Raw genomic sequence first — 517 nt, 5'->3', positions numbered from 1 at the left:
TCACGCGGCCTGCGTGATCGGAGAGCCGTCGCCCGCTATGCCGGACTTACCGGGGCGCCGGATGAGAGCGGCCAACGCAGGCGCGAGAAAGGTCTTGCGCGGGCCGGCAACGCTCGCGTCCGCTACGGCATGATCCTACTGGCTTGGCGGTTCCTCCAATTCCAAAAGGACAGCGCGCTGGCGCACTGGTTTTGCGCGAGAACGGCCGATGGCCGTGGCGGTACGCGCAAGACAATGATCGTGGCTTTGGCGCGCAAGCTACTGATTGCCTTCTGGCGACTTGTCACGACCGGCGAGATCCCGACGGGAGTAGCCCTGCGTCCGGTATAAAGCATGGAGGAGCGTTCGACAGGACGAGCATTGAAGTTTGGCAGCTGCAATAGCGTCTGCCGATAACGATCCGAGGTGGTGGTGATCCCGGTCGCTCACATGGCTTACGACGCCGCGCTGTAGAATGGGCCCACCGCCCGGAGCTTCGCCGCCGATGCGTATGGCTGCATCATGGTTTTTGATCCGC

The 517-nt window shown here is 63.1% G+C and carries 1 protein-coding gene; it reads left to right on the top strand.

Annotation, left to right across the window (positions count from 1 at the left end; all coding sequences use genetic code 11):
* On the top strand, window positions 1–330 hold a 330-nt coding region (locus AC0L3D_RS36920; protein ID WP_473647563.1), incomplete at its 5' end, for a transposase.
* Between the last annotated feature and the right edge of the window lie 187 nt (window positions 331–517).

Source organism: Mesorhizobium sp. WSM4837, assembly GCF_055811435.1.
This window is presented reverse-complemented; position numbering and strand designations above follow the sequence as displayed.